This window comes from Chryseobacterium arthrosphaerae, from assembly GCF_001684965.1.
GTDB classification, from domain to species: domain Bacteria; phylum Bacteroidota; class Bacteroidia; order Flavobacteriales; family Weeksellaceae; genus Chryseobacterium; species Chryseobacterium arthrosphaerae.
Genome location: NZ_MAYG01000001.1, coordinates 3,378,231 through 3,397,321, shown reverse-complemented (window position 1 = coordinate 3,397,321; position 19,091 = coordinate 3,378,231). Strand labels below are relative to the sequence as shown.

19 protein-coding genes are annotated in these 19,091 nt (G+C 36.8%); 10 read left to right on the top strand and 9 right to left on the bottom strand.

Annotated features, from left to right (window positions below; translation table 11 throughout):
- Window positions 1–86: 86 nt before the first annotated feature.
- From BBI00_RS15205 to BBI00_RS15185, 6 genes are all read right to left on the bottom strand, one after another.
- Window positions 87–767: a hypothetical protein gene (locus BBI00_RS15205; protein WP_065399543.1), complete on the bottom strand. Its 681-nt coding sequence runs from the start codon at window positions 765–767 to the stop codon at window positions 87–89.
- Window positions 768–785: 18 nt separating this feature from the next.
- On the bottom strand, window positions 786–1,091 hold the full coding sequence (locus tag BBI00_RS15200) for a hypothetical protein (RefSeq protein ID WP_065399542.1): 306 nt from the start codon (window positions 1,089–1,091) through the stop codon (window positions 786–788).
- 27 nt (window positions 1,092–1,118) lie between these two features.
- A complete protein-coding gene (locus BBI00_RS23380) occupies window positions 1,119–1,274 on the bottom strand; it encodes a hypothetical protein (RefSeq protein ID WP_165602532.1) in 156 nt (51 codons plus the stop codon).
- Window positions 1,275–1,353: 79 nt separating this feature from the next.
- On the bottom strand, window positions 1,354–2,577 hold the full coding sequence (locus BBI00_RS15195; protein WP_065399541.1) for a 3-phosphoshikimate 1-carboxyvinyltransferase: 1,224 nt from the start codon (window positions 2,575–2,577) through the stop codon (window positions 1,354–1,356).
- A 197-nt stretch (window positions 2,578–2,774) separates the two neighbouring features.
- Window positions 2,775–3,101: a nucleotide pyrophosphohydrolase gene (locus tag BBI00_RS15190; RefSeq protein WP_034692883.1), complete on the bottom strand. Its 327-nt coding sequence runs from the start codon at window positions 3,099–3,101 to the stop codon at window positions 2,775–2,777.
- The gene (locus BBI00_RS15185; RefSeq protein ID WP_065399540.1) at window positions 3,101–4,510 is read right to left on the bottom strand and encodes a hypothetical protein; all 1,410 of its coding nucleotides are present in this window, start codon (window positions 4,508–4,510) and stop codon (window positions 3,101–3,103) included. The genes BBI00_RS15190 and BBI00_RS15185 overlap by 1 nt, the downstream gene beginning before the upstream one ends.
- 184 nt (window positions 4,511–4,694) lie before the next feature.
- On the opposite strand from BBI00_RS15185, the gene BBI00_RS15180 reads away from it, so the two are divergent.
- The 8 genes from BBI00_RS15180 to guaB all read left to right on the top strand — a co-directional run bounded on the left by BBI00_RS15180 (window position 4,695) and on the right by guaB (window position 11,684).
- Window positions 4,695–4,946, top strand: coding sequence for a type B 50S ribosomal protein L31 (locus BBI00_RS15180; protein ID WP_027375398.1), 252 nt, complete (start codon window positions 4,695–4,697; stop codon window positions 4,944–4,946).
- Between the two features lie 104 nt (window positions 4,947–5,050).
- Window positions 5,051–6,211 (top strand): putative sugar nucleotidyl transferase, encoded by a 1,161-nt coding sequence (locus BBI00_RS15175; protein ID WP_065399539.1) that lies wholly within the window; start codon window positions 5,051–5,053, stop codon window positions 6,209–6,211.
- A 99-nt stretch (window positions 6,212–6,310) separates the two neighbouring features.
- Entirely contained in the window at window positions 6,311–6,820 is a 510-nt protein-coding gene (locus tag BBI00_RS15170; protein ID WP_065399538.1) for an RNA polymerase sigma factor, read from the top strand.
- Window positions 6,795–7,481: a hypothetical protein gene (locus BBI00_RS15165; protein WP_065399537.1), complete on the top strand. Its 687-nt coding sequence runs from the start codon at window positions 6,795–6,797 to the stop codon at window positions 7,479–7,481. The genes BBI00_RS15170 and BBI00_RS15165 overlap by 26 nt, the downstream gene beginning before the upstream one ends.
- A gap of 16 nt (window positions 7,482–7,497) precedes the next feature.
- Window positions 7,498–8,784, top strand: coding sequence for a DUF4252 domain-containing protein (locus BBI00_RS15160; protein WP_065399762.1), 1,287 nt, complete (start codon window positions 7,498–7,500; stop codon window positions 8,782–8,784).
- 10 nt (window positions 8,785–8,794) lie between these two features.
- Window positions 8,795–9,298, top strand: a complete 504-nt coding sequence (locus tag BBI00_RS15155) for a DUF4252 domain-containing protein (protein WP_065399761.1) — start codon at window positions 8,795–8,797, stop codon at window positions 9,296–9,298.
- A gap of 32 nt (window positions 9,299–9,330) precedes the next feature.
- Window positions 9,331–10,035 (top strand): hypothetical protein, encoded by a 705-nt coding sequence (locus tag BBI00_RS15150; protein WP_065399536.1) that lies wholly within the window; start codon window positions 9,331–9,333, stop codon window positions 10,033–10,035.
- Window positions 10,036–10,223: 188 nt separating this feature from the next.
- On the top strand, window positions 10,224–11,684 hold the full coding sequence (guaB, locus tag BBI00_RS15145) for an IMP dehydrogenase (RefSeq protein ID WP_065399535.1): 1,461 nt from the start codon (window positions 10,224–10,226) through the stop codon (window positions 11,682–11,684).
- 46 nt (window positions 11,685–11,730) lie between these two features.
- Here the strand turns inward: guaB and BBI00_RS15140 are convergent, their stop codons facing one another.
- The 3 genes from BBI00_RS15140 to BBI00_RS15130 all read right to left on the bottom strand — a co-directional run bounded on the left by BBI00_RS15140 (window position 11,731) and on the right by BBI00_RS15130 (window position 13,538).
- Window positions 11,731–11,928: a KTSC domain-containing protein gene (locus BBI00_RS15140; RefSeq protein ID WP_065399534.1), complete on the bottom strand. Its 198-nt coding sequence runs from the start codon at window positions 11,926–11,928 to the stop codon at window positions 11,731–11,733.
- A gap of 110 nt (window positions 11,929–12,038) precedes the next feature.
- A complete protein-coding gene (locus BBI00_RS23375) occupies window positions 12,039–12,215 on the bottom strand; it encodes a bacteriocin-like protein (RefSeq protein WP_165602531.1) in 177 nt (58 codons plus the stop codon).
- A 252-nt stretch (window positions 12,216–12,467) separates the two neighbouring features.
- A complete protein-coding gene (locus BBI00_RS15130; protein WP_065399532.1) occupies window positions 12,468–13,538 on the bottom strand; it encodes a DUF4407 domain-containing protein in 1,071 nt (356 codons plus the stop codon).
- Window positions 13,539–13,912: 374 nt separating this feature from the next.
- Between BBI00_RS15130 and BBI00_RS15125 the strand changes: the two genes are divergently transcribed.
- Window positions 13,913–15,583, top strand: a complete 1,671-nt coding sequence (locus tag BBI00_RS15125) for a T9SS type A sorting domain-containing protein (RefSeq protein WP_065399531.1) — start codon at window positions 13,913–13,915, stop codon at window positions 15,581–15,583.
- A 6-nt stretch (window positions 15,584–15,589) separates the two neighbouring features.
- The gene (locus tag BBI00_RS15120; protein WP_123902289.1) at window positions 15,590–19,090 is read left to right on the top strand and encodes a DUF5977 domain-containing protein; all 3,501 of its coding nucleotides are present in this window, start codon (window positions 15,590–15,592) and stop codon (window positions 19,088–19,090) included.
- Window position 19,091: the final 1 nt, after the last annotated feature.

The window sequence follows — 19,091 nt, the reverse complement described above, 5'->3', positions numbered from 1 at the left end:
TTAAAAATAAGAATATATCAAGTTATGAGGAGTTAATTTAACTTTAAGGGAAGATTAACTTGTTTTAAAAGACAGCGTGAAGCTATTTAGAAAATAAAAGACCGCTTTGAACCGGGAACAGGAAACTCATTTTCACCGGTTTTGAAGTCAGTCATTCTTATAAGATGCTTAAATTTATGAGTAAAAGCTTTGTAGAAATTTTCCTGAGGCGCTTTATCTCCCTCGAAGCATGGGTAATATTGTTCATCCACAATAGCTTTTCCTGTTGAGAAATTCACTTCATGAAGGATGTTGAATTCACAGGTGTCATCAAAATTTTCCTGTGAACCGATCAGGTAAAAATCATTATTCTGAAATCTGAAAGTATGCCTGTAAGCCAGGGTATGTCTGGAATTGGTATCCAATTCCTGGCGTATTGCCAAAACGTTGTTTTTTATGGAAATTTCGGGAGGCCCGTTGTATTCAGGACTGAAGCCCATTCCACTGGAAATGAGAAATCCGGAAGCTTCTTTCCATACCTTAAGGCCGTTGGCTGTATTTTTAAGAATATAGAGCACCCTTTTGTAATCTGCTTCAGGATATTCTTCTTTGGAAGCTCTTATATCAGTATTGAATACCATTACTGTTTCATCCCTGCCATCTTTATCAAGATCGCCCTTTGCTTCAGAAATTTTCTTATATCCTTTCGGAACTGAAAAATCTTTCAGGGTCTGGGCATGAGAACTAATGATCAGTGTGAAAGCAATGAACGAAAACAGCTTTTTCATATGGGTGATCAAGGTAAATTATAATCCCGTATCTTCTTTGAGAATCAGGTGAGAATCATCCAGACGGCACAGGCAGCCTTTTATTGTCTTGTATATTCCGTCAATATCTGTTTCTTTACCTTTGGCATCCGTTACGGTAACTCCCGTAGAATAAGATTCATCTTCCGCCTGATACGTTTTGAATATTTGATATTGATAACCATTGTTGGTAAATGTCAGATAATTGAGAGACATTCCTGCATTCTGTTTTCCGCCTCCTCGGTAATAGGAATTGTATTTGAATTTTTTCCAGCTTTCTTCTGTCCTTTCCGAAGGATATTCCATTTCTACACGATTCTTGCTCCCGAAACGCTACTGAATATATGCCTCTTTTTTATCTTTTACCAGGGTCATTTTCTTTCCATTTTTGGTTTCAAAAGAATAGATGATTTCTTCATTGGGAAACAGGTATTGTGCCCAAAGGGACAATGGAAATACAAAAGCAGACAGAAGAAGGTATTTTTTCATGATTGGGTTGGGTGTATGGAAGATAATACAGTAATCTGAAAAGATGCATTTCAGATTACCATATCATCAGCTTTTTATATTAATTCGTCATTATATCGGCAAGATCATTCCAGAACATAGGATATGATTTTTCCACCACATCCTCATCCTCGATATTGAGCTCCCCGATCAGGCAGTACGGAGCAAAGCTCATCGCCATTCTGTGATCCTGATACGTTTTGATTGAAATATTATCTTCCGGTTCTCCGAAGCTCACAGATTCTATGGTCAGATCAGTGATTTTTGTTTCAGCTCCCAGTTTTTTCAGTTCATTATATAAAGCCTGAAGCCTGTCGGTTTCTTTTACCCTTAAAGTTCCCAGTCCTGAAATCTCAAAAGGAATTTTTAATGCCGCAGCAGTTACACATAATGTCTGGGCAATATCCGGACAGTTGTTCATATCCAGAACGATCTTTTCAGGAAATGAAAAATCCTGCTGAGGTTCCAGTGTTATTTTATGCTCATCTTCGGAGAAAACAGTTTTGATCCCGAAGAAATCTTCATAAATTTTTGCAATGGCTGAATCTCCCTGGGTAGATTCTCTGTAAAAGCTTTTCAGGTGAATGGTTTCCCTTCCCAAAGCACAGATGGAGTAGAAGTAAGAGGCCGAGCTCCAGTCACTTTCCACTTCATAGCTGACTGGTGATGAATGATCATCCATAAACGGTTCTACTCTGATCGTATTTCCTTCAAAGCTGTTTCTGATCCCGAATCTGGTCAGAATATCAAGCGTCATTTCAATATAAGATCTGGAAGTCACTTCTCCCACAAGATTAATTTCCAGTCCGTTTTCAAGTTTACCTGCAATCAGAAGCAGGGAAGTGATAAACTGGCTTGAAATATTCGCAGGAACATGTACTGATGTCTCTGTAATCTTTTTTCCTGTAATTTTCAAAGGCGGAAAGCCTTCATTTTCCATATATTCGATTTCAGCACCAAGATCTTTCAGGGCGCTTACCAGATTTTTGATCGGTCTTTCCTTCATTCTTCCGGAGCCTGTAAGCACTGTTGTTTTTCCTTCCTGAATAGAATAATAGGAGGTAAGGAAACGCATGGCAGTTCCGGCGTGGTGAATATCTACAACATCTGTAGTCTCAGATAATGCTTTCTTTAGCAATTGGGTATCCTGAGAATTGGATAAATTCCCGATTTTTATAGTACTGAACAGACTTTCCAGAATCAATAAACGATTCGAAATACTCTTCGAACCGCTGATCTGTACTGTTTTATTTCCGATTAATGTTGATTTTTCCAGCTTCTTCATTATTTCATTTCTATTTTTAAAGACCTGCAGTCTGTTAAAGTTGTATTATTTTAATTCTTCCTTCAATTTTGGGGGAAGAGCCATCTGAACAGAACAAGAGTTCTTTTCATCGTATTTTTTAATTCTGAATTCCACCAATGCCTTTTAGCATCTTCCTAAATAAAAAACGGCCAATACAGGCAGACCCAGCTTTATGATTATTTCAATTTTTCATTATTCTGATGCCGGTCCTTATCACGATCCGTTTTGATCTTCATTTTTCTGTCAAAGGCATCCTGCAGATTCACTCCTGTCTGATTGGCTAAGCATAAGGTTACAAAAAGCACATCAGCAAGCTCCTCTCCAAGGTCTTTGTTTTTGTCGCTTTCCTTTTCGCTCTGCTCGCCATATCTTCTGGCAATAATTCTGGCCACTTCACCTACTTCTTCCGTCAGCATGGCCATATTGGTCAGCTCATTGAAATATCTTACGCCGATGGTTTTGATCCACTCATCGACCTGCTGCTGTAATTGGGTAATTTCCATTATTGATAAGCTCCAAGGGTAGGACTGGCAGTTCTGGATACATTCACGATATCAAAAGGTACGCTTCCGGCTACAGTGGTATTTCCTTTTCCTTTTGCCGGCGAAGTTGTTTTTACCCTTAGGTTCATTTTAGCCATAAAGTAATTGACAAACTGCGGATCTTCGTTTTTGATGCTCTGTACTACATTTACATTATTGTCAAAAGGGAAACCGGCTTCAGATGTTCCTGAATATTTTAACAGACAGTTCTGGATGAGAAACTCAAACTGCTGGCCCGGCGTCTGTTCAAAATGAATAGCGTTGTCCCTGTCAGAGTAAACAATACTGTTTCTTATATTAAGCTGCTGTAGAGCGCCCTGTTCCGTTTGTCCTGCATCATTCTTCCATTCATTGGTTGCAAAGATGCCTTTTCTGTCAAATGAGTTCATCGTCTTGGAATAATTGGCAATCGTAGCATGGGTATAGCTATGTTTCCCTCCTTTGAAGATTCCCACGCATGATAATCCGCAATTGTTCATCACAAGATTGCTGGCATTCACTGTAGAACCTACGGCATAAATTCCGTATTCAAAGAAAGTATGAATGAATGAGTTGCTGATATTGGCAGTATTCTGTCTCATATCAAGTCCTCTTGTTCCGCCGAAAAGTCTTGCATGGGTCATATTAAGAATAGAATTGCTTTCCATTCTGATGGCATTCCAGTTTTTGGAAATCGTATCATAATAAGGATCATTTCTGTCTCCACGGATGATCACCTGCTTATCCAGAGTTCCGTTGATATTTAAGACCGCTCCGGAAGAAACCTTCATTCCGCTGTTTTTATGGAAGTATACCTTGGTGCCGGGATCAATGTCCAGTGTCACACTAGGATTGATGGTAAGGTCCCCGTAGATGATCTTTGCCTTATTGTCACTCCATGTCGTAGAGCTGGAAATCACATTCGGATTGGTAGGAGTCTGGATAAAAAACTCAGCATCCTGTACTACAGAGAATAAAGTCACATGCTGCTGCCCGGCAGGACCTGTGAAAATAACTTTATCTTCAGCAATAGCTTCAGGCCCGGTAGCTTCAGGCGCTATTTCAACAAAAATATAAAGACTGTCTTTTTTTCTCAGAGGAACATTCTTAAAATCATATCCCGGTTTTCCGTCTACATTGATTCTGTATAATGAAGTAGCTCCCTTCTCAAGATTCACTCTTGGGATCAGAATATCCTTATCCTCATTATTATATACTTTTACAACATAGGTCTCTGAACGTACCTGATGATAAACCGTATCACAGAATACCGTGTCTTTTGAAAAACTCAATTGCTGTGAAGGCGCATCAAAAGTAATATCATCCTTATTACATGATACTGCTACCAGGAGCATCCAGAAAGAAAAAGCCAGTAATAATTTGAATTTCATTGAAATTAAAGTTTAAGTAGGTTTCAAATTTAACGAAAATACTTTAAATTTCTTATCAATAAAAAAATATTGAATAGGGTATTTGGAAATTAGAAAAAATGTTGTACTTTTGCAACCTAAAATTAGCAGAGAAATATCCATTACTATTTCGAAAGCAAACTTTAATTTTTTTAAAAATTGTATTATGAAAAACGGAATTCACCCAGAAAATTATAGACTTGTTGTTTTCAAAGATATGAGTAACGACGAGGTGTTTCTTTGCAAGTCTACTGCAGAAACAAAAGACACTATCGAGTTCGAAGGACAGGAGTACCCACTAATCAAAATGGAAATCTCTTCAACTTCTCACCCTTTCTACACTGGTAAAGTGAAACTAGTTGACACTGCAGGTAGAGTTGATAAGTTCATGAACAAATACAAAAAATTTGCTAAGTAATTTTTTGTACAATTAAAATATTAAAGTCTTCCAATTTTTGGGAGACTTTTTTTATTGTAAATTTGTTAACCTTGAATTTTAAACCTTAAACTTAAAACTGAATCATGCAGTTAGTATTTTCAGATGCACAATATTGGGAAGATTTTCTTCCGCTTACCTTTACCCGCCCGGTTGCAGCCATGAGATGCGGAATCCTTACCTTTTCCGAAAGATGGCAGAAAATTCTGGAAAATACCGAGGTGACTTATTTTACAGAAATGTATCTTCAGGATAAATTTAAAAGTCCGGAAGATAAAGAAAGCCTTTTCCTGGTACCGAATTTCCTCCCGACAGAGACTGTGATTCAGCAGATCAAAGACCTTAAAATGGGAGAAGCTCTGGTATATGAAGATGAGCTGATTGCTGCCCGAATCAATATGAAAGGATTTTCTCTGAACCAGATTGAGAAAATGACGGATATCAAAGAAGAGCTTGTGTTCTTTAAAAGACCAAAAGATCTGTTTACCTATAATCATCATGCCATTGATTTTGATTTTGATTTACTGACTAAAGGCAGGACTTCACAGGAATTATCCTCCACCAACGGCTTTATAGGAGATAAGAAAGACCTTTTCATTGAAGAAGGAGCTTATATTGAGTTTTCAACCATCAATACCAGGACCGGTAAAATATATATCGGCAAAAATACTGAAGTGATGGAAGGCTGTCATCTTCGCGGGCCTATTGCATTGTGTGATGATTCCAAATTTAACCTGGGAGCAAAGATCTATGGAGCCACTACAGTAGGGCCACACTGTAAAGTAGGAGGTGAAGTGAATAATATTATCATTTTCGGATATTCCAGTAAAGGGCATGAAGGTTTTGTTGGAAACTCAGTAATCGGGGAATGGTGTAACTTCGGTGCGGACAGTAATTCTTCAAACATGAAAAATAATTACGGAAATGTAAAATTCTGGAATTACAGAACCAAGGCCTTTGAAGACACCGGTTTACAGTTTGCAGGACTTATAATGGGAGATCATTCCAAAACGGCGATCAATACACAACTGAATACAGGAACCGTAGTAGGCGTAGCCTCCAATATTTTCAAGCCGGGATTTCCTCCTAACCTTGTAGAAAATTTCTCATGGGGCGGGATGAAAGATGATGAAAGATTCAAGCTGGATAAAGTATATGAAGTGGCAGAAAGAGCAATGGCCAGAAGAAAAGTAGTACTGACAGAGCAGGATAAAGCTGTTCTGAAGCATATTTTTGACACGTATTAATCTACTTATAATAAAAAACTTCAAATTTTTTGAAGTTTTTTTATTTTTGATGTAATAGATTATAAAGACAAGTTGTCTTACCTATAAGAAACAAAACTCATGACCCAGGAAACCTTCAAGAATACGGTGTTTATTCTCAAAGACGAGATGTATCGTTTTGCGAAACGGTTCGTCATGAGCAGTGATGAAGCAGAAGATGTGGTACAGGATCTCATGATGAAGTTTTGGCAGAAGAGAGACGAGCTTGGGCAATTTGGAAATTTCAGGTCCTATGCGCTGAAGTCTGTCCGGAACGAATGTCTCAACCGGCTGAAGCATCACGATGTAAAGATCGGTTTTGCGGATATGCAGCTGCATCGCTCGGAGCTCTATAGCATGGAGGTGGATAATCTTAAGGAACATATTGTAGGATTCATCAATCAGCTCCCGGAAAAACAAAAGATGGTGATCCACCTGAAAGATGTAGAAGAGTATGATATTTCTGAAATTTCTGAAATGCTGGAAATGGAAGAAAATGCGGTAAGGGTAAACCTTATGCGGGCAAGACAAAAAGTAAAAGAACAAATCTCACAACTGATGAGCTATGAAAAAAGATCAATTACAAGATAAATACGACGAAATCTTCCGGGATATCCGGGAAGAAAAAATGGACTGGAGCTTTGAAGATTTTCTTCAGAAGGCAGAAGGTGAAGAGCCTGAGAAAGATGCTGCTCCTATTATTCCGTTAGGAGAAAAGAAAAAACCTTCTTTTCCCAAATGGTTCTGGATGGCCGCCAGTGTAATGCTGATTTTCGGGATAGGATTCTTTTTTAATAATAAAAATACCGGTACAGATGTGCAGGACAGAGAAACCTTGGTGAAAAACGAAATTCTGAAACAGAAATCAGGATTTTTGGAAGAGAACAGTGACCATCAGGAACAGGTAGCAGTGAACCATACAGACTCTATTTCCGGAACCAAAAAAGATTCTGTTTTTCAGGAAAACCAGGTTGCAGAAAAAGATGTACTGGATGAAATTCTGCCCAAAAGAGGAAGACTTAAAAAAGAAACAAGGCCGAGATATGTTGACAACACCTCTGCTAAAAATAATAAAAACCTGAATGATTCTACAGCTTATGATGATTCTTATGTCATTGTAAACGGTAAAAGAATCAGCAGCGAAAAAGAAGCCATTGATGTTACGAAATACTCCTTCATGAAATTGGGAAGTGAGTTTAAAAAAACAGTAGCATCTTCTCAAAAAAATGAAAACTTTGACAGCGAATACTAAAAATCAAATCAATCCCATGAAAAAAATATTTTTTATAATAGCCATAATTTTAAGCGGTTTTGTAACTTCTTCGGCGCAGACTGATAAATTAAATAAACTTTTTCAGGATTTTGAAAAAAATGGCGGAGTTACATCCATCAACATAAAGAAGCCCATGTTCAAGCTGTTGAATACCATTGATGTGAACGATGCCTATGTAGGAAAAATAAAACCCATATTGAATGAGGTGGATGGTCTTAAAATTCTGATTATTCCCAAAGCAACATTCCCGGAGGATCTTGAAGATGATAATGTGGAAAATATTAAGCTGAACGAAGAGAAATCTGAAAAGGTAAACAGAGCATTGAAATCCCTTAATTTCAATGAGCTGATGACGATGAACAATGACGGTACTTCTATGAAGTTCTTAGCTGAAGAAGAAAAAGATAATTACCTGGAAAATTTAGTCTTCAACGTTGATTCTAAAGAAGAGAACATTATCTTTATTCTCAATGGGAAAATGAAAATGTCCGATGTGAATAAAATCATCAACTCAAGTGAGCTTAAAACCAATTCTGTTACAACTTCTGTGAGAAATGATCTTACTTCAGACAATACCTCTTCTTACCTGAATGGAGACAACAGAAATGTAGGCGAATTCTCAAGAATAGAAGCCAGTGTAGGAGTGAATGTGATCTTTAAGCAGGAGAATAACAGAAATGTAAAAGTAATTGCTGATGCAGATAAACTGCAGTATGTGATCACCAAAGTGGAAAACGGAGTACTGAAAATATATATTGATAACAAAGGGCAGCGAAATGTGAGGTTTAAAAATCTGAGCATCAATGTTTCTTCGCCACATATTTACGGGGTTAAAACTTCGTCGGGAAGTATCTTTACGGTACTTGATACTGTAGTGGAAAACAATATGGATATTGAAGCTGAGGCAGGGTCTGTTATTAAAGGGAACTTCAATATAAAGCAGGATGCTGCGGTGAATGTCAGTTCAGGCTCTGTTTTGAAAGCAGATCTTACAGCATCAAAACTGGCATTGAATATTTCAAGCGGAGCCAATGTTAACTTATCCGGCCAGGCAGCATCAGCAGTGATCGACGTGAATAGCGGATCTTCTACTAAACTGGAAGACCTTAAAATTGCTTCAGCAGTAGCAGAATCTACATCAGGAGCAAGCCTGTCCCTTTTCGTTACAGATAAGCTGAAAATAAAAGTCTCTTCAGGAGCAGCTGTCAAATTGAAAGGAAACCCTGAACTGGATGCTAAAGTGGATAAAATTTCAGGAGGCACCCTCAGACAAGTTAAATAAAAAAACAATCATGAAAACTCTTACCAACATTTTTCTGACCATTCTAACAATGGTGCTGCTTCAGTCCTGTATTGTTTCAGAAAAGCCCAATATGGAATTTTTCTCCAATTCAGCATACGATTTTAAAGGAGCAAAATTTACGAGTATCAATGTACCAATGGTTCTGGCCAAATCGTATATTAAAAAAGCTTTACGGAAAGAAGGTGAAAGTGAAGAGACGATCAACCTGGTGAAGAAAGCATCCAAAATAAAAGTTCTTACCGTATCCAACGGAAGCAAAGAAATACTTGATGATTACAGCCAATATCTGCATGACAACCGTTATGAAGACTGGGCAACTATACAGCATGACGGAGATCATATTAATATCCGGGTAAAGCAGGATGGTGATGCCATTAAAAATATGCTGATCACTTTGGGTTCCCGTACTGACGATCTTGTATTTGTAGATGTAAAGGGAAATTTTACCCCTGATGATCTCTCAAAAATGATCAGTTCTGTTACAGACAAATAATAAGAAATATTTAACCTCTAAACTACCTGGGCATGGAAAAGCTAATAAAAGAAGTCCGTATCCTTAAAATCTATGCTGTTTCGCTTACGGCTGTATGTATAGTATTTTTCTTTCTTGCATTCAAAAGTCAGTATGCTAACGAACGTTTTAAGGAAATCGATGTGGAACGCATCAATATTATTGAAAAAGACGGAACCTTAAAAATGGTGATCAGTAATAAAGAACGGCAACATCCGGGAATGGTGAACCATAAAAACATGAAGCAGAGAGAAAGAGAAGCGGGGATGATTTTCTTTAATTCGCTGGGAGATGAGTGTGGCGGACTTGTATATGATGGGAATAAAGAAGGGTCCGGAATGGTATACTCTGTAGATCAGAGAAATACAGACCAGATTATGCAGCTGCAATATTCCGAAGAAGCGGGCAAAGATAAAAAAAGAGTATATGGTTTAAAGCTCTGGGACCGTCCGGATGACTTTCCGTTAGAAGCCATTATAAAGTTTGAAGACTCCCTGAAAAAACTCAATGATCCTGTAGCCAGCAAAAAAGCATATGCAAAACTCAGGGAAGAAGGGAAATTAACCAATGAACGGTTTTTTGCCGGCAAAACAGCAAACGGAGATGTGGGAATCTTTATCCGGGATACTAAAGGGAAAGTAAGATTAAAATTATATATTGATAAAAATAACAATACCCATATCGAAAATTTAGACGAAAATGGAAATCCCATTAAATAGGATGTTTACCATTGAAAAATTAATATTCAACAAGTAGTTTCATACTTATCAATTATTTTGTACCGTAACCGTTCTTGAAAAAAGAGCGGTTTTTTGATTTAAGTTATTGATTATTAATTTTTATTTAAACTATCAAAAAGGATTTTCATATGTCATCAAAATAACCTAATTTTGCAAAGAAAGTAAAGATGTCTATTCATAACAAAATTGTAGAGACAGCCATCACTTTCGATGACGTTCTTCTAGTCCCTTCTTATTCAGAAGTTTTACCTAACCAGGTTTCATTAAAATCAAGACTTACCGACAAAATCACGCTGAATGTTCCGATAGTTTCCGCTGCGATGGACACTGTTACTGAAGCTGATCTCGCTATTGCCCTGGCAAGAGTAGGTGGTTTGGGCTTTATTCACAAAAACATGACGATCGCTGAGCAGGCAGCACAGGTAAACCGTGTAAAACGTTCCGAAAACGGAATGATTTCCGATCCGGTTACCCTTTCTAAGGACCACACTCTAGGTGAGGCTAAAGAGATGATGTCAAGATATAAAATCTCAGGACTTCCTGTAGTAGATGCAGATAATGTTCTGATCGGGATTATTACCAACAGAGATGTAAAATATCAGGAAAATCTTGGGATGAAAGTAGAGGAGATCATGACCAAAGAAAACCTGATCACTTCAGACAAAGATACCAACCTTGAAAAGGCAAAAGAAATCCTTCTTAAGAACAGGGTAGAGAAACTTCCGATCGTAGATAAAGACAATAAGCTTGTAGGTTTGATTACAATCAAAGATATCGACAACCAGCTTGAATATCCGAATGCCAATAAAGACCAGAACGGCCGCCTTATTGTAGGTGCCGGAGTAGGAGTAGGTGAAGATACCTTAGACAGAATTGAAGCTTTGGTACAGGCCGGAGTTGATATTGTTGCCATCGATTCTGCACACGGACATTCCAAAGGAGTTCTGGATAAAATTTCTGAGATCAGAAAAGCCTATCCTCATCTTGATATCGTAGGAGGAAATATTGTAACAGCTGAAGCGGCAGAAGACCTTATCAAGGCCGGTGCCAACGTTCTTAAAGTAGGAGTAGGGCCAGGTTCTATCTGTACAACCAGAGTTGTTGCCGGAGTAGGGGTTCCTCAGCTATCTGCAATCTATAACGTATACGAATATGCGAAGTCTCAGAATGTAACCGTAATTGCTGACGGAGGGATCAAACTTTCAGGAGATATTGTAAAAGCTATTGCAAGTGGCGCCGGAGCAGTAATGTTGGGGTCACTATTAGCCGGTACAGATGAAGCTCCGGGTGAAGAAATTATCTTCCAGGGAAGAAAATTCAAATCCTATCAGGGAATGGGAAGCCTTTCTGCCATGAAGAGAGGAGGAAAAGAAAGATATTTCCAGAGTGAAGCTAAAAAATTCGTTCCGGAAGGAATTGAAGGAAGAGTACCTCATAAAGGGAAATTAGAAGATGTGATCTTCCAGTTGACCGGAGGTTTAAGAGCAGGTATGGGATATTGCGGAGCAAAAGATATTGAAGCTTTACAAAAAGATTCCAAACTGGTAATGATCACAGGAAGCGGATTGAAAGAATCTCACCCGCATGATGTCATCATCACACAGGAAGCTCCTAACTATTCACTATAAGAATTAAAAATATTAATAAAAATGCCTTCGGAAACGGAGGCATTCTTTATTTAACCTTGATAAATTTAAATTTTGGTTTAATCACTGCGTTCAGAAAAGTCCCTTTAGATCTTGCCTTTCCGAATTTTTCGACAATACCGGGAGGTACCCGGAGATAATCATATACCGCCCCCGACTGATATATAATTCTCAATATTTCAGTTTCCGGAAAATATATGAAATGATGTACAACACTTGAAGGCATATGATAGACGTGCAAAAAATATTCCTAATTCATTGATGAATCTTTTAGACAGTAATAATAAAAAAACCATCGCAGAAGCAATGGTCTTATAGATACAAGTGGTATTGTCATTATAAAATAGAACAAGAGCCTGGCGGCAGATCTGCTATTCTTCTGCATCCTCCGGGGCCACAGCAAAAAATTTCAGCATCACCACATCCGAAATTCGGTAATTCGCTGTTGCACATTTTAAATCCACCCTTAATACTTTTTAAGCTTTCTCTTGAAACTTTTTTTAAATTTTTCATAATAATTGATTTTTTGATTTTTGCTTTATAGCTGTTTCTCAAATTTATATTTTTTTATCACAACTTATCAATGTTTTCAGGAAAAGTTTAAAATTATTTAAATGGAGATTTTTAGCAAGTCATCAATTAAAAACCTTCCCGAAAAACAGGAAGGTAAGTTGTATTATGTTTTGAACAGATCAAAAATATGATCCGGTTAATTTTAATCCGGTTAGGGAAACAGTACTTATGTATACTTCCAGCATCAATAAACTATTTATCCAGATTATCCTTAAAATCTTCGATCCGGAAATCGGTCAGGGCATTTCCTTTTTCAATTTTTTCTTTAGAATACAATCTGAAATCATTTTCTGTTTTCTCTAAAAGATAATCATAAGGTCCTACATGGGAAATCAGCTTTACTAAAACCGGGGAAATCTCGAGACAGATAAAAAGACCCATGATAAATGCTGCTGCCAGTCCGATAATGGCTGAATTTTTACCAAGCTCATCCAGTGCCTGAAGTCTGGCTGCAAAACCATTGAACTTGTCTTCAAAGGTTTCTGTGGATTTTCTTTCAGTTTCCAGATTGGTATATACCTTGGAAATTTCTTTGTCTAAATATTCCAGCCTTGGTGCAGCCTGCTTCTGATAATTCTCGAGGTCCTGTCTGCGCTGTTCTTTTAATTCCTGCTTACGTTTGGCATTAGGTCCGTAGCCTTCTTTTCCACTGGTAAGCCCCGATTGTTTTCCCAATATCTCCTTTTCAAGTTCTACAGAGGCGGAATCATAAGATTTCTGGTATTGCGCAATTTTCTCTGAGATCTGTTGTTTTTCCGTTTCAAATGGCCCGCTCTGCTGGAGAATTCTTCCGCTCATTTCACCCTGCAGCTGTTTTTTATTTCTCTGAATAATGGTATTCAGCTGTTTATTGACCTCCTTTTCAAAAATTTTAAGCTCAAGTGGTTTGGAAATAATGATTCCTAAAAATGTAGCAAGGATCAAGCGGGGAATAGCCATAAGAATCTGATTCCACCAGGTTCCTGTTTTTTTGATGGAAGAGACAATATAACGGTCAAGATTGAAGATCATCAGCCCCCAGAGAACTCCGAATCCTATAGCAGTCCAGACATCATCAAAGACTGTATACATGGCATAGCCTGCAGACAGAGTAGCAAATACTGCAGTGAAAAGTACGATCCCTCCGATCCCTGAAAATTTATTCCATTCACTCGGAGTTTTTCTTAAAATATGAATATTCCCGCCGGAACATATCATAAGAAAATGCTGGAACCAGTTTATTTTATGATCCCCCTGATTTATAGTTTGTTGTTTTGTTTTCATACCTGAAAATTTATACAAATGTAATACTAAAAATCATACCAATGTAAAAGATAGTATTATGTTTTACCAAGTAATTATTTAATTATTTGTAATATACTGAAAACAAACTAGTTGACTTTACTGTTCATACAGTATATTGCTGAGATAGCATTAATTGATATTTTTTTAATTAATTGATTGTCTAATTAAAAATACGACAAGTTTGACGTCGTTCTGAAATACTTTTACAGCAAATAGAAATATTTAATTTAAAATACACATAAATGTGATAAAATTCATATTAAATCATCTTAATGTGAGTCAGATATTGCGTTAAAAAATGTTAAATTTGGAAAGTTTTAAAAACTAATTGTTAACTCATAAAAAACACGGGAATGAAAAAAAAGCATCTCTGTGCATTTACCTTATGCACAATCCTTGGGCTATCCGCCCAGGAAGTGGTATGGCAGAAAGACATTCAATCCTCCACCCAGGATTTTCTCAGCCAGGTTACCACCACCATTGATCAGCAATACCTTATCACGGGAAGCTCTATCCAGTCCAAAAGCCAGTCGCCAGAAGCTAACAGCCAAAAGCAGAATAATGGTTACGATTTCCATCTTGTAAAACTCAACCAGCAGGGAGATCAGGTCTGGGAAAAATATTTCTCGGGGCAGAATCATGACTATCTGTCAGCCACCGTTACCACCCAGGACGGAGGCTTCCTTTTGACCGGAACCTCTTATTCTGGGAAAGGACTCGATAAGAAAGAGGATTCCAGAGGAGGATCCGATATCTGGTTGATCAGGCTTAATGAATTTGGGGATGAACTATGGCAGAAAACATTAGGAACTTCCTCAGATGAAGAAGCCCGATCAGTCATTCAAGCCACCGATTTAGGATTCTTTGTTGCCGGCAATGTCCAGAACTCATCCAAAGGCTACGGTTCCAAAGACGCTTGGATCACAAGATTAGATAAAGATGGAAAAGAACTCTCACAACTTATTTTAGGTGGAAAAGGTCTGGATGAAGTAGAAAAAATGATTCCCACGAAAGATGGCGGAGCCTTACTGGGAATTTATTCCAGAAGCTCCGAGGTCCGTGATTCAGGTTCCGGTATCAGAAACCCTGAAAGCAAATCATCAACGATAAGTACTGCTACCCGCAACCTTTCATCTGCCACCTCTACAGCCATTAGCCAGATGCCAAAAGCCAGCAGCAATTTCGGTGAAGGTGACTACTGGATTGTAAAACTGGACAAGAACGGAAAAGTAGAATGGGAAAAGAACTATGGCGGGAAAGGAGATGACCATATCAGAACTTTAGCTTTGACATCCACAGGTTATATCATTGGTGGCGAATCCAGATCCGAAAGATCAGGAAACAAAACAGTAGGTACCCAAGAAGGTACTGACTTATGGTTAATCGCGCTAAACGAAAGAGGTGATGAGCAGTGGCAAAAATCCTACACCTTCAAGAACCGAGATGTATTAATGGGAATGAGTGTGATTACAAAGAGCCAGGAATCAAGAACCAAGAGTCAAGATGTTACAACAGGAATATTGCTGGGAGGCTACACTCAGGCTGAAGGCAGAATAGAAAAAGATGATGAAACCTTCTGGATGCTGTACCTGGATCAGAATGGCAATGAGCAGTGGCGAAAACATGTGGCAGGAGAATCAAGGCAGAGAGAAGAAAGACTTTCAGATTTGAAACTGAACCGGGATGGTTCTATTATCCTGGCCGGGACCAGCGCCAAAGAACTGGGGAAAGAGAACTGGAAGATTGTGAAGCTGGGAGACAAGCAGGTCAGCCAATTGATCGAAAAACAGGATATCAAGATTTATCCGAACCCCGTATCTGATTATGCTTATGTAGAAATCGGCTTTGATTTCAAAGAAGCTGAAATTCTGTTGTATGATATGAGCGGAAGGCAGCTTCAGAGTCTGAAGACAAAGAATAATGTGACCAAGATCAATACGCAGAACCTTGTACAGGGCGCTTATCTGGTGACCATCAAAACGGATAATAACAAAACAGCGAATGCTAAGCTGATAAAAAAATAAACAAAAATGAAAAAAAATAGATTTAAGATTATTCTATTACTGTCATTATTTTCTATCTCAAAGTATCAATCACAGTCTAATATATCAGATAAACAAATATATAATATTGCTACTCCTGAGGTAGCAAATATGATGAGATATGTTGACTTTCCTGAACCTGATTTTATTGGGAAAAATAATATTTCAGTACCAATTTATACAATTGGGTTCGAAAAGTTGAACATTCCTATAGGACTTTCATATACTACAAAGGGAAATAGAGCTGCTGATATTGCTACGGCGGTGGGGCTGGGCTGGAATTTAAATGCTGGAGGAAATTTAACGGTTAAAGTTAATGATATGAATGATCTTACAGAGACATATGCCTACTATACTACTCCTGGTTTTGAGCCGGAGCAGTCATATGCCTGGCATCGACAGTCAAGAGGTTATCTGTCAACAGATTATCCGCAGGCTTTGAGTGATACACAGGATTTTAACTCTCAGTTGTGCATCAACCATAGAATATGGGAAAATGATGATAGATTAATTGATTCGGCTCCCGACTTTTACTATGTTGAAGCACCTGGGTTTAAAGATAGATTTTATTTTACAAGAATAAGTAATACTCAATTAAAGGCAAATTTTTTTATTTCAAATGCTAAGCTCAATAATAACGTGAATCTGAATATTAAAAGAGCATGTGGTTTCTTTGAAAGCACTAGCTTTGGTAATGTAGGGGGTGCCACTGTTTTCTATCAGCCGGATAAATTTGAAATAACAGGAGATAATGGATATCTATACACATTTATTGATTATGAATATTCAAATATTGTAGATTATCCACAGGATTTATCAAGTCATAGTATTCAGAAAGTTAACAGTTGGTATCTTGCCAAAATTAAAGACCCATTCTCAGGAAAGGAAATAAACTTTGAATACGAAAGTTATACTAATAATTATGAACATTTATCCTTACTCACCTTATTCAACTATATAAATTTTGGTAATTATGGAGTTTCCTTTCTTGACTTAAAACGACCTGTACGTGATCCTTTTCCTGATCAGGTTTTTAACAGACTGATATCATCGAAATTAGTTGCAAAGAGACTCAAAAAAATTATAACGGAAAAAGAAACTATTGATTTTAATTATGATATTACAAGACTTGATTATGGAGGCAATGCTTTGAGCAGTATTTTGGTGAAAAATAAAAATGGTAATACGATCAAGCAAGCCAATTTCAGTTATTCATATTTTGATTCCGGTAATTGTTCATCCGGAGATTATTATTGTAAAAGACTTAAACTTGAAAAAGTAGTTGATTCTTCTTTGGGTACTTATTCTTTTTATTATGATAATAATGTATTTCCTCCAAGAAATACGTCTAAAGTTGATTTTTTAGGTTATTTTAATAATAATACTTCTAATGTTGTTTTTTCAAAAAATGATTATCATCCTAATGATTTACGTTATTATCCAAATACAAAATTTTATTTCTATCCTGATCTGCCTAAAGATAATATCTTACCATTTCAACTAAGAAACAAAACTGCCTTTGCTACTTCATTTCAGATAGATAGAACTCCATCTTCTGTATCAAAATTAGGCTTGTTAAAGAAAATGATTTATCCTACTGGAGGTTCTTTAGAACTGGATTATGAGAATGATGATTTTATGTATGAAGGAGAAAAGTATATATTGGGAAGTACGAGAGTTAATATGATGAGATTATATGATTCTCAAAACACAATAAGTAAAGAAATTAAATATAAATATATTAATGAAGATAACACTTCTTCGGGACAGATCAACTTTATGACAACTCCTGATGAAACTATTAATATTGAGACTCCTTCTGGTATTGGATTTAATACAGGAGCTATTATTGGTTATTCCAGAATTATTGAAGAAACTACAGGTAAAGGGTATATTGAAAAAAAGTATTCTAACTTTAATGATCACCCTGATCAGATTATGAGTCCTGATCAGAATATTTCGACTCAGGAACAGAAAAATTTTATAAAATTTATGAAGTTTCCAAGTTCCTATATACAATCATTTGATGACAGAAGGGGCAAGCTGTTATCTGTTAATTATTATAAAGAGGGGCAGGTTACTCCCTTGAAAAAAGAAGAATATTCCTATGATTATCAAATCAGAAATTCTTTGAAAGTTACTAAACCTTTTTATTTTGCTAAAAGCATTGGATATGATGAATATTCAGCGTCTAACTATGTATTAACTTATTTTAGTAATCTTAAAAGTAGTACTAAAGAAGATTTTTTTCCGGGAGGTAGCATAAAAGAAGAAAATACTTTCAATTATGATGATGCACGATTAGTCTCAAAAAAAACAATAACAGCAGGGGATACCACGGAAGAATTTTACAGAAATGCAAAAGATAAGAATATAGCAAAATTGGTCAGTGCTAACGTTTTAGATACCCCAGTTGAAATTGAGAAAAAGAAAAATGGAAAATTAATAGATAAGCAGGAAACCAAATATGATATTCCTGTCTCAATTCTTCCAAGCTCTAAAATATCTTATGACCTGGAAAGTAATACTGTTATTACAGACATCAAATATGATAAATATGATGATAAAGGAAATCTCATCCAATATACCAATAGAAATGGAAGCACTGTTGGAATTATATGGGGATATAATAAAACTCTACCTATTGCTAAAATAGAAGGTAAAGGTACTGATCATTTTATGACAATGTTATCTGATGAAAGTAATGCATTAAGTATTGCTTCTGACAAAGATATTGATGTTGCTACTGAGGATCAGTTTAGAACAAAGCTTGACCTTTTCCAAAGCAGACAGCATAGTTTTGATGTTGCTATTACTACATATACTTATGATCCATTGGTAGGAATGACAAGTATGTCTCCTCCTTCAAAAATTAGATCATTTTATAAATATGATGCAGGAAATAGACTGGAAAAGGTGGTTGATGTCAATAATAATATTATACAGGATTATAAATATAACTATGCACCAATTAAGTATTATAGTAGCGAAAAAACTAAAAGTTTTATTAAGGATTGTGGATCTGGCAGTTTAGGCAGTACTTATACGTATATCGTCCCAGCTTACAAGTATTCCTCAACAATAAGTCAGGCAGATGCAGATCAGAGAGCGCAGGAGGATATTAATATTAATGGACAAAGTGCTGCTAATCTCAACGGAATATGTACTCCTGTGTCTTGCAGTCTTAATTTTAATTCATCAATTGGAATAGCTGGTGGCGGAAGCGTTTCTGTTTCTCCAAATTCTTATTATAAGGCATCTTTTGGATTTTCTTCAGGACCTAATTCTACAAATTTGCCGTGGACAACAGGTGTTAAAATAGCTACTATATATGGACCTTGTAAGCCAATAGCAGATTATTCTTCATATAATGGACAAGTCTTTTATACAATTAAATCTGATGGTGATGTTATTTTGAAGACGCATTCAGGTACTTCTAGACCGAATAATACATCATACAATTACGAATTATTTTTTCCAATAAACTAAA

Bases quoted from the DNA above. Each gene is read 5' to 3' on its own strand.
- BBI00_RS15205 (WP_065399543.1), bottom strand. From the start codon at position 767: ATGAAAAAGCTGTTTTCGTTCATTGCTTTCACACTGATCATTAGTTCT.
- BBI00_RS15200 (WP_065399542.1), bottom strand. From the start codon at position 1,091: ATGGAATATCCTTCGGAAAGGACAGAAGAAAGCTGGAAAAAATTCAAA.
- BBI00_RS23380 (WP_165602532.1), bottom strand. From the start codon at position 1,274: ATGAAAAAATACCTTCTTCTGTCTGCTTTTGTATTTCCATTGTCCCTT.
- BBI00_RS15195 (WP_065399541.1), bottom strand. From the start codon at position 2,577: ATGAAGAAGCTGGAAAAATCAACATTAATCGGAAATAAAACAGTACAG.
- BBI00_RS15190 (WP_034692883.1), bottom strand. From the start codon at position 3,101: ATGGAAATTACCCAATTACAGCAGCAGGTCGATGAGTGGATCAAAACC.
- BBI00_RS15185 (WP_065399540.1), bottom strand. From the start codon at position 4,510: ATGAAATTCAAATTATTACTGGCTTTTTCTTTCTGGATGCTCCTGGTA.
- BBI00_RS15180 (WP_027375398.1), top strand. From the start codon at position 4,695: ATGAAAAACGGAATTCACCCAGAAAATTATAGACTTGTTGTTTTCAAA.
- BBI00_RS15175 (WP_065399539.1), top strand. From the start codon at position 5,051: ATGCAGTTAGTATTTTCAGATGCACAATATTGGGAAGATTTTCTTCCG.
- BBI00_RS15170 (WP_065399538.1), top strand. From the start codon at position 6,311: ATGACCCAGGAAACCTTCAAGAATACGGTGTTTATTCTCAAAGACGAG.
- BBI00_RS15165 (WP_065399537.1), top strand. From the start codon at position 6,795: ATGAAAAAAGATCAATTACAAGATAAATACGACGAAATCTTCCGGGAT.
- BBI00_RS15160 (WP_065399762.1), top strand. From the start codon at position 7,498: ATGAAAAAAATATTTTTTATAATAGCCATAATTTTAAGCGGTTTTGTA.
- BBI00_RS15155 (WP_065399761.1), top strand. From the start codon at position 8,795: ATGAAAACTCTTACCAACATTTTTCTGACCATTCTAACAATGGTGCTG.
- BBI00_RS15150 (WP_065399536.1), top strand. From the start codon at position 9,331: ATGGAAAAGCTAATAAAAGAAGTCCGTATCCTTAAAATCTATGCTGTT.
- guaB (WP_065399535.1), top strand. From the start codon at position 10,224: ATGTCTATTCATAACAAAATTGTAGAGACAGCCATCACTTTCGATGAC.
- BBI00_RS15140 (WP_065399534.1), bottom strand. From the start codon at position 11,928: ATGCCTTCAAGTGTTGTACATCATTTCATATATTTTCCGGAAACTGAA.
- BBI00_RS23375 (WP_165602531.1), bottom strand. From the start codon at position 12,215: ATGAAAAATTTAAAAAAAGTTTCAAGAGAAAGCTTAAAAAGTATTAAG.
- BBI00_RS15130 (WP_065399532.1), bottom strand. From the start codon at position 13,538: ATGAAAACAAAACAACAAACTATAAATCAGGGGGATCATAAAATAAAC.
- BBI00_RS15125 (WP_065399531.1), top strand. From the start codon at position 13,913: ATGAAAAAAAAGCATCTCTGTGCATTTACCTTATGCACAATCCTTGGG.
- BBI00_RS15120 (WP_123902289.1), top strand. From the start codon at position 15,590: ATGAAAAAAAATAGATTTAAGATTATTCTATTACTGTCATTATTTTCT.